Below are 8,544 nucleotides of genomic sequence, written 5' to 3'. Positions count from 1 at the left end.
CCACACCCCCGGGCGCCGACACCGGCCCCGGCACCGGCACCGGCACCGGCACCGGCGGCAACGCCGCCGCCCTGGCCGGCGGCGGGAGTGGGAGCGGAGGCGGGAGTGGCCGGTACGACGTCGTCATCGTCGGCGGCGGCCACAACGGCCTGGTCGCGGCCGGCTACAAGGCCCGCGCCGGCCGCCGGGTGCTGCTGCTGGAGCGGCTGGAGCGCACCGGCGGCGCCGCCGTCTCCACCCAGGTCTTCCACGGCGCCCAGGCCCGGCTCTCGCAGTACTCCTACCTGGTCAGCCTGCTGCCGAGGAAGATCGTCGACGAGCTCGGGCTGCGGTTCGCGGTACGCCGGCGGCGGATCTCCTCCTACACCCCGACCGTGCGCGACGGGCGGCCCACCGGACTCCTGGTGGACAGCTCCGACCCGGCCCGCACCGCCGAGTCCTTCCGCGAACTCACTGGCTCTGACAAGGAGTTCGCGGCCTGGCAGGAGTTCTACGCGAGGACCGGCGCGATCGCCGAACGGGTCTTCCCCTCACTCACCGAGCCGCTGCCCAGCCGCACCCAGCTGCGCCGGCGGGTGGCCGACGAAGCCGCCTGGGAGGCGCTGTTCGAGCGCCCGATCGGCGAACTCGTGGAACGCACCTTCTCCGACGACCTGGTGCGCGGCGTGGTCCTCACCGACGCGCTGATCGGCACCTTCACGCACGCCCACGACCCCTCGCTGCGGCAGAACCGCTGCTTCCTGTACCACGTGATCGGCGGCGGCACGGGCGACTGGGACGTGCCGATCGGCGGCATGGGCGCGCTCACCGACGCCCTCGCCGACGCGGCGCGGGCCGCCGGGGCCGAACTGCGCACCGGCTGCGAGGTGACGGCGATCGCCACCGACGGCACCGACGCCGAGGTGACCTACCGCGTCCAGGACCGGGAGGTCGTGGTCGGGGCCCGGCAGGTGCTCTGCAACGCCGCGCCGCAGACGCTGTCCCGCCTGCTCGGCGAGCAGCCGGCCGGCCCGGCGGCGGAGGGCTCACAACTCAAGGTCAACATGCTGCTGCGCCGGCTGCCGCGGCTGCGCGACCGCACGGTGGACCCCCGCGACGCGTTCGCCGGCACCTTCCATGTCGCCGAGTCGTACGAGGAGTTGGCGCGGGCCTACCGCAGCGCCGAGGCCGGGCGGCTGCCGGCGGCGGCGCCGTCGGAGATCTACTGCCACTCGCTGACCGACCCCTCGATCCTGGGCCCCGAACTGGCCGCCCAGGGCTACCAGACCCTCACCCTCTTCGGCCTGCACCTGCCGGCCCGGCTCTTCGCCCCGGGCGGCGGTGCGAGTGGCGGCGGTGCCCACGGCACGGCGCACGGCACCGCGGGCGGCACCGCGGGCGGTGGCGACGCGCTGCGCGCGGCGGCGCTCGCGGCGGTGATGGGTCCACTGGACGCCGTCCTCGACGAACCGCTCGCCGACTGCCTGGCCACCGACGACCTCGGCCGCCCGTGCATCGAGGCGATGAGCCCGCTGGACCTGGAGCGGGAGCTGGGACTGCCCGGTGGGAACATCTTCCACCGCGATCTGGCCTTCCCCTACGGCGAGGACCCGGACGACCGCTGGGGCGTGGCGACCGCGCACCCCAACATCCTGCTCTGCGGGGCGGGCGCGATCCGCGGCGGCGGGGTCAGCGGCATCCCCGGGCACAACGCGGCGATGGCCGCGCTGGGGCGGTAGCACGCCCTGAACGGTCCGGACGTGACGAGGCCTCAGCCCCCCCGCGCGTACAGGCTCCAGGGGCCGAGGCCTCGCCGTCCGGCCTGCTCCTGCTCCTGCTCCTGCGTGTACCGTCCGGTACTGCGTACACTGCCGGGCATGGCATGCCGCATCAGTGAACTGGTCATCGACTGCGCCGACCCCGAGCGGCTCGCCGCGTTCTGGAGCGAGGTCCTCGGGTACGTCGAACTCGGGCGGGAGGACGACGGAAGCATCGAGATCGGGCCGCCCGGCGTCGGCTTCGGCGGCCCCCAGCCGACCCTCATCCTCAGTCCCAGCACCGACCCGCGGCCGGGCAAGCTGCGACTGCACATCGACGTCAACGCCACCGACCGTGACCAGGACGCCGAGTTGGAGCGGCTGCTCGCCCTCGGCGCCGAGCCCGTCGACGTCGGCCAGAGCGGCACCGAGAACTGGCACGTCCTGGCCGACCCGGAAGGCAACGAGTTCTGCCTCCTGCACGCCCGGCTCCTGCCGCTGTGACGACCGGCGGCCGCGGCGCGCTTCAGCCGTCGAGCGGTCGGCGACCGTCGCGCGGCGGCGGCCCGGGGCGGGGCGGGAGGTCGCGCAGCCAGCCGGTCTGCGCGGCCAGCACGCCGATCCCGAGGGCGATCAGGTGGCCGGCGTCGGCGAGTTGCTGGTCGAGCGCCCAGGCCACGACCAGCGCCAGGGCCAGCGCCGGCAGCCCGAAGTACCGTATCGGTGCGGCGCCGAGCGCGAGCAGGCAGCCGACGGTGGCGACCAGCCCGTAGCTGATCCCCACGTCGCGTTCGTGCGACAGCGCCCCGGGGATGCCGGTGCTGAGCATCACCCACATCGCGCCCTCGGTCAGCAGGGTGGCCCCCACGTGCCCGGCGACGAAGACGGCGCCGGCCCGCAGCGAGCCCCAGCGCCACTCGGCCAGCCCGAGCGCCGCCGCGACCGCGGCGATGCCGGCCCAGGCCGGGACGCCGTCGACGACCAGCCCGCTGGTGAAGAGCGTCCACCACTGGCCGACCTCCATGTGGTGCACGTTGCTGCTGTTGTGCCGCACGAACCGGGCCCGGCCCGCCCGGCTCTGCGAGGCCAGCCACCAGGCCACCGCGGTCAGCAGCAGCACGTACACCGTGGTCAGCGGGACACGTGCCAGGATGCCGCCGACCGGCCCGCGCGCCGGGGGCCGCCCGCCACTCTGGGGGCGGCTGCCCGTTCGTACCGCGCCGCGCTCCCTCATTCCGCCACCCCTCGTCCGACGCTTCCTCGCCCGGCGCGTCCTCGGCCGGCACCGGGCCCTCGCGGCCCCGCGTGCCATCGAACCTAACGACCCACCCCGCCACGCGATGCGCCGGACACGCACCGACCCGGTCCGGGCCTGCGGGAGGCACACGGCGGGAGGCGGAGGGTGCTGCCGAGGCGTCCGTGGTGATCGATAGGGTTCGCGGCGTGACAGATCATGGAACCGGCGACGACCTGTGGCAGGACTTCGTCCGGGAGTACGAGAAGAACAACGCGGTCCACGAGCCCAGCGCCGCCGAGCGCACCCGGCCGCCCCGGCGCCGCCGGACGCGGCTGGCGATCCTGGTCGGCTGCTGCGTGCTCGCGCTCGGGGCGGGGTTGGCGGCCTACCGGCTCCAGCCCGACCACCCGATCCGCGATCTGGCCGCCGCTGCCACCGCCGCACCCTCCCCGACGCCCGCCGTCTCCCCGCCTTCGACAGCCCCTCGTGCTGCGACCGTCGGCCCGGCTCCCTCCGCGGACGGGAGCCCGACCGCACCCGCCGCCACCGCCGCACCCTCGACCGCGCGCCTCACCACGGCGATACCGCCCACCGTCTTCCCCGCCCAGGTCGCCGGCTACACCCGGGTGGCGAGCGTGGCGAACCCGAGTTGCACGGGGTCGGACACGGTGGCCGCCCCACTGGCCGGCATGATCACCCAGGGCCACGGCTGCCTCGGGGTGACCCTCGCGCTCTACAAGGACGCCGACAACAACGAGTACGACATGGCGGTCTTCACCCTGCGCGACCCGCTGGACGCCTTCGACCTGGCTACCACCCTGGGTGCCAACCCGCAGGACTACGAGGTCGCGGTCCAGATCCCCCCGCAGGGCTCCGGCCTGCGGGAACTCCCGGCCGACAGCGGCCTGGTGCAGTCCTTCGGGAGCAACGGACAGGCCCTGGTGGTCGCCATGGCCCAGTGGGCCGACGGCCACAGCAGCGACTACCAGAGCCTGGAGGACCGGCTCTCTCCGCTGGCGGGCGCGATCACGAAGCAAGTGCCGCGGTGACCGACCCCCTCGCGCTTCCGCTGCTCTTCCTCGACGTCGACGGGCCGCTCATCCCGTTCGGCGGGCCGCCGGACCCGCGCTGGGCCGCCGCGGCGCCGGACGACGCGAACCCGCTGCTCGTCAGGCTCGACCCCGGGCACGGGGCCCGGCTGGCCGCCCTGCCGTGCGAACTGGTTTGGGCCACCACCTGGTTGGCGGATGCCAACGCGTGCGTGGCGCCACGGATCGGACTGCCCGAGCTGCCCGTGGTGAGCTGGCCCGAGCCGTCCCTCGAGGAAGAGCGGGAGGATGCGCGGCTCGGCCTGCACTGGAAGACCCGCACACTGGTCGCCTGGGCGGCCGGCCGCCCGTTCACCTGGGTCGACGACGAGCTCTCCGCCGCCGACCGCTCCTGGGTGGACGGCCACCAGCGCGCGGCAACCCTGCTCCACCGTGTCGACCCCCGATGCGGCCTCACGGACGCGGACTTCGCCGCCCTCGACACCTGGCTGCGCGGCCCCGCCCGCGAACCCCGCCCACTGACGGGGTGAGGGACCGGCCCGGGGCGGCCTACTCGCGGACCCCTCCGTCGATCACCTCCCGCAGGAAGCCGCTCGGGGTAGCGGTGGGAGTGGCGGTCGGGGTGTCCTCGGCGTCCCCGGGGCGGCTGCCGAGGGCGTGGCCGCCGAAGCCGGTACCGCCGCCGGCGTTCTGCCACCAGGCCTCCACGGCCCGCTGGTCCATCTCCGCCCACGCCGGTGTCTCCTGGACCTGGGCGCGACCGAGGTTGCGGCCGAGCTCCAGGATCGCCCGGCCGACCGGCGCCCGCTCGGCGTCATAGGCGTGCAGGGCAACGGCCAGGTCGTCGCTCGACCGCAGGGCACGACCCAGCACGCTGGCGTCCTGCAAGGCCTTGATCGCGCCACTGCCCGTGTGCGGACGGGCGATCGAGGCGGCGTCACCGAGCAGCACCAGCCGACCACGGGCGAAGTGCGGCGCCGCCATGTCGTACATGGGCTGCACGAACATCTCCTCCCGCGGCGTGCGGTGGACCATCTCCCGCCAGTAGTCGGGGAAGTGTTCCTCCATCAGGGTGTTCTGGAAGCTGATCAGGAGATCCGTGGCCGTCCGCGAGGGGGCTACCGACGGGTCGTCGAAGCGTAGGGCGGCGGCGGGCGGCGGGGTGGCGTAGAGGACCCAGTTGACGTTGGTTCCCACCCCGCCGGGACCCGGGATCCGGTAGACGATCATGTGTCCGCCGGGGAAGACCACCGTGGCCGCGTCCTGTTCGGGGAACGCCTCGTGCGGGTCCGGCAGTTGTTCGACCGGCAGGGTGCCCCGCCAGGCCAGGTAGCCGCCGTACCGGGCCAGGGCGTCCGGGTACATCGCGGCCCGCACCACCGAGCGGTACCCGTCCGCGCCGACCACCAGGTCGAACCGTTCCTCACCACCGTCCGCGAGCAGCAGGCTCGCGCCGTCCCCGGCCGGCCGCACCTCGGTGACGGCGGCGCCGGTGCGGTACTCCACGGCCTCGGGGATCCGGCTGCGCAGCTCCTGCCAGAGGGAACCCCAGTTGTAGGAGCGGAACGGGAAGGGCAGCACCCCGACCGCACGGCCGGCCCGCTCCGCCTCCGTGCGCACCAGCCAGGGCCGGTGCGCCAGTTGGACCCAGGGCATGCCGGCGTCGAGATAGCCGTCGGCCTCCAGCTCGGCGTACCGGTCGTTGTGCAGCGCGAGGCCCACGCCCCGGTCCTGCAGGCGGCCTGCGGCCCGCTCGTACACCACGACCTCGTCCGCGCCGGCCCGCGCCGCGGCGAGCGCCGCGGCGCAACCCGCGATGCTCCCGCCCACGATGGCCACTCGTCCTCCACGCACCGCTCTCCCCTTCGATCTTGGACAACGCGTCGAGTATGCGCGGCGCGGGGCCGATGCGACAGTGCACCTCTCCGGCGCGTCCGCCGTCCGGCGCACCGCGCCGGCGTCACCGGAGGCCGGGTATCAGGCGCGGCCTGCCGGTGGCGTACTGCGCGTACGCGGCGCCCAGGCCCTGGGTCAGCACCCGCTCCTCCACCCGGATCCGGTAGAGCAGCCCGAGCGTCGTGCAGAGGGTGATGAGCAGCAGGGCGACCAGGTTGCCGGTGCCGAGGGCGAGGCCCACGATCGCGACCAGCAGCCCGCTGTAGGCCGGATGGCGGACATGGCGGTAGGGACCGGCTCGCACCACCTGATGCCCGCTCTGGACGTGCACCACCCCGCGGAAGTAACGCCCCGGGCTGTGCACCGCCCACAGCCGGACCGCCACCCCGAGCCAGAGCAGGAGCAGCGCCGCCGTCAGCACGGCCTGCCGCCCACCGAAGCCGCCCCACGGGAAGAGCGGGTGCGCGAGGACGGCCAGCAGCTGCCCGGCCACCGCGGCGGCGGCCACCACGCCGAGCGAGCGCCACTCCGTCTGTTCGGCCCGGCCACCCATGCGGTACTGACGGACCTGCATCACCACCTCGGCGGCGATCCACCCCAGCACGCTGAGGTCGAGCAGCAGTCCCACGCTCATGGTGCACCCCGCTTCCGTCGACGTGTCGCACACGTTGTCGCACACGCCGCGCCCACGCCCGGGGCCCCTGGAGGGCCCCACCGCCCGAACGCCGTCGTGTGCGAACGACGTTAGACCCGGCGCGGGCCGGCGCCCTCCACCCCCGGGTGGAACATGGGGTGGAGAGCGCCGGCCCGCCGGGTGGAGACTCAGGGGCTCAGCCGAGACGCGCCTGTCGGCTGATCAGATCAGCCGACCGGTGCGAGCGGAGCGACCCCGAAGACCGCGGCGGCCACGGCGACCGGTCAGCCGATCAGGTCGAACTCCTCCCACGGCCCGATCGCCGTCCGGTTGGCGATCAGCGAGGCGGCACCGGCGTTCTCCGCCGTCACGTACTCGTTGTCGGCCGCCGACTTCAGGCTGACGCTGCCGTCCGCGTTGTGGATCAGCGCGAAGGTCTCCCACAGGCCGATCGCCTTGCGGTTGGCGATCAGCGGCGCGGCGCCCGCGTTCTCCGCCGTCACGTAGTAGTTGTCGGCGTGCGCCCGCAGCGAGATGTTGCCGCTGCCCAGGTCGATCAGGTCGAACTGCTCCCACTGGCCGATCGCCGTCCGGTTGGCGATCAGCGAGGAGGCACCGGCGTTCTCGGCCGTCACGTAGTCGTTGTTCGCGTGCGCCCGGAAGCTGACCACCCGGGCCGGCGTCGAGGTGAAGCCGTTGGTGCCGTTCGGGGTGCCCAGGCCGGTCGGGCCGTCGTAGCCGGCTCCGGCGGTGCAGAGGTAGGCCGGCGAGCAGGAGCCGTTGCTGCCGGTCGTCACGTCGTTCAGGGCCCACGGCCGCGCGTACGGGTACGCGGCCGGGTAGCTACCGGCCGCCGGGGTGCCGGCCAGCGCGTACACCGCGGCGATGATCGGCGAGGCGACGCTGGTGCCGCCGTAGACGGCCCAGCCGGAGGTGCCGTAGGTGTCGTAGACGGCGACGCCGGTGGCCGGGTCGGCGACCGCGGAGACGTCGGCGACCGTCCGCCGGGCGCAGCCGGTGTCGGCCTGCCAGCTCGGCTTGGCGTCGTAGCCCGAGCAGCCGGAGCCGGCGCCCGACCAGGCGCTCTCGCTCCAGCCGCGGACCGTGGAGGCGTGGCTGAGGCTGGTCCCGCCGACCGCGGTCACGTAGCGCGAGGCGGCCGGGTACTCGACCCCGTAGGCGGAGTCGCCGGACGAGACGGTGACCGCCACGCCCGGGTGGTTGAAGTAGCTGGCGTCGTAACCGGTGTCGGCGGAGGACTCCGGTCCGCCGTAGCTGTTCGAGACGTACTTCGCGCCCAGCGCCACCGCGGTGTTGACCGCGGTGCCCAGGTTGGCCGTGGTCGGCGTGGTCGCCTCGACCAGCAGGATGTGGGCGTTCGGCGCGATCGCCGAGACCATGTCGATGTCCAGCGAGATCTCGGTGGCCCAGCCCGGGTCGCCGCTCGGGTAGCCGGTGCCGCCGCTCTGGTTGACCTTGCGGAAGCACCCGTTGGCGGTGGTGCAGGCGGGCAGCCCGAACTGGCTGCGGTAGACGGCCAGGTCGGATTCGGCGTTGGGGTCGTCGTAGGCGTCCACGATGGCCACCGTCGCCCCGGCGCCGCCGCCGGCCGGCAGGTTGTAGGCGCTGAGCAGGTCGGCCGGGCCGAAGCCGGCCGGCGTCGCGTTCGGCGACACCGCGGTGAGGCTGAAGGCGTGCGGCTGCACCACGTCGGTGCGCACCAGCGCCTGGCAGGCCATCAGGCCCGGTTCGGTGGCGACGGCGCAGGCCCGCCGCACCGCCGCGCCCGGGCTGCCGGGCGCGCCCGCCGCACCGACGGCGCCGGCCGGGGCCGCCGCGGCCGATCTGGCCCGGCTCTACAGCGAGCGCTGGCGCCTCGACACCCTGATCGACGAACTCGACGCCCGCCAGGGCCGAGCCCGGCCGGTGCTCCGCTCGAAGTCCCCGGCCATGGTCGAACAGGAGGTCTGGGCGATGCTCCTCACCCACCAC

7 protein-coding genes and 1 pseudogene are annotated in these 8,544 nt (G+C 74.5%); 4 read left to right on the top strand and 4 right to left on the bottom strand.

The features are described 5' to 3' along the window. Positions 1-71: 71 nt before the first annotated feature. Both ABD323_RS37650 and ABD323_RS37645 read left to right on the top strand, forming a co-directional pair. Positions 72-1,718, top strand: coding sequence for a phytoene desaturase family protein (locus tag ABD323_RS37650; protein WP_344446603.1), 1,647 nt, complete (start codon positions 72-74; stop codon positions 1,716-1,718). Between the two features lie 138 nt (positions 1,719-1,856). Further along, a complete protein-coding gene (locus ABD323_RS37645) occupies positions 1,857-2,240 on the top strand; it encodes a VOC family protein (protein ID WP_344446602.1) in 384 nt (127 codons plus the stop codon). A 22-nt stretch (positions 2,241-2,262) separates the two neighbouring features. Here the strand turns inward: ABD323_RS37645 and ABD323_RS37640 are convergent, their stop codons facing one another. Beyond that, a complete protein-coding gene (locus tag ABD323_RS37640; protein ID WP_344446601.1) occupies positions 2,263-2,970 on the bottom strand; it encodes a rhomboid-like protein in 708 nt (235 codons plus the stop codon). A 209-nt stretch (positions 2,971-3,179) separates the two neighbouring features. Between ABD323_RS37640 and ABD323_RS37635 the strand changes: the two genes are divergently transcribed. Both ABD323_RS37635 and ABD323_RS37630 read left to right on the top strand, forming a co-directional pair. Continuing rightward, positions 3,180-4,022 carry a hypothetical protein gene (locus ABD323_RS37635; protein ID WP_344446600.1) on the top strand — a complete coding sequence of 281 codons (843 nt, stop codon included), beginning with the start codon at positions 3,180-3,182 and terminating at the stop codon, positions 4,020-4,022. Beyond that, positions 4,019-4,552, top strand: a complete 534-nt coding sequence (locus tag ABD323_RS37630) for an HAD domain-containing protein (protein ID WP_344446599.1) — start codon at positions 4,019-4,021, stop codon at positions 4,550-4,552. Before ABD323_RS37635 ends, ABD323_RS37630 begins: the two co-directional genes overlap by 4 nt. Positions 4,553-4,571: 19 nt before the next feature. On the opposite strand, the gene ABD323_RS37625 is transcribed toward ABD323_RS37630, so the two are convergent. From ABD323_RS37625 to ABD323_RS37615, 3 genes and pseudogenes are all read right to left on the bottom strand, one after another. After that, positions 4,572-5,861 carry an FAD-dependent monooxygenase gene (locus ABD323_RS37625; protein WP_344446598.1) on the bottom strand — a complete coding sequence of 430 codons (1,290 nt, stop codon included), beginning with the start codon at positions 5,859-5,861 and terminating at the stop codon, positions 4,572-4,574. A 121-nt stretch (positions 5,862-5,982) separates the two neighbouring features. Next, the gene (locus ABD323_RS37620; protein WP_344446597.1) at positions 5,983-6,552 is read right to left on the bottom strand and encodes a methyltransferase family protein; all 570 of its coding nucleotides are present in this window, start codon (positions 6,550-6,552) and stop codon (positions 5,983-5,985) included. Between the two features lie 686 nt (positions 6,553-7,238). Continuing rightward, positions 7,239-8,393, bottom strand: a pseudogene (locus ABD323_RS37615) (S53 family peptidase); the annotation flags it as partial. Positions 8,394-8,544 lie beyond the last annotated feature (151 nt).

Source organism: Kitasatospora nipponensis, from assembly GCF_039528135.1.
GTDB lineage: Bacteria > Actinomycetota > Actinomycetes > Streptomycetales > Streptomycetaceae > Kitasatospora > Kitasatospora nipponensis.
Note: the sequence above shows the minus strand (reverse complement) of the source record. Positions and strands in the feature narration are given on the sequence as shown.

Coding starts and splice junctions, on each gene's coding strand:
- ABD323_RS37620 (WP_344446597.1), bottom strand. CDS start 6,552: ATGAGCGTGGGACTGCTGCTCGACCTCAGCGTGCTGGGGTGGATCGCC.
- ABD323_RS37640 (WP_344446601.1), bottom strand. CDS start 2,970: ATGAGGGAGCGCGGCGCGGTACGAACGGGCAGCCGCCCCCAGAGTGGC.
- ABD323_RS37645 (WP_344446602.1), top strand. CDS start 1,857: ATGGCATGCCGCATCAGTGAACTGGTCATCGACTGCGCCGACCCCGAG.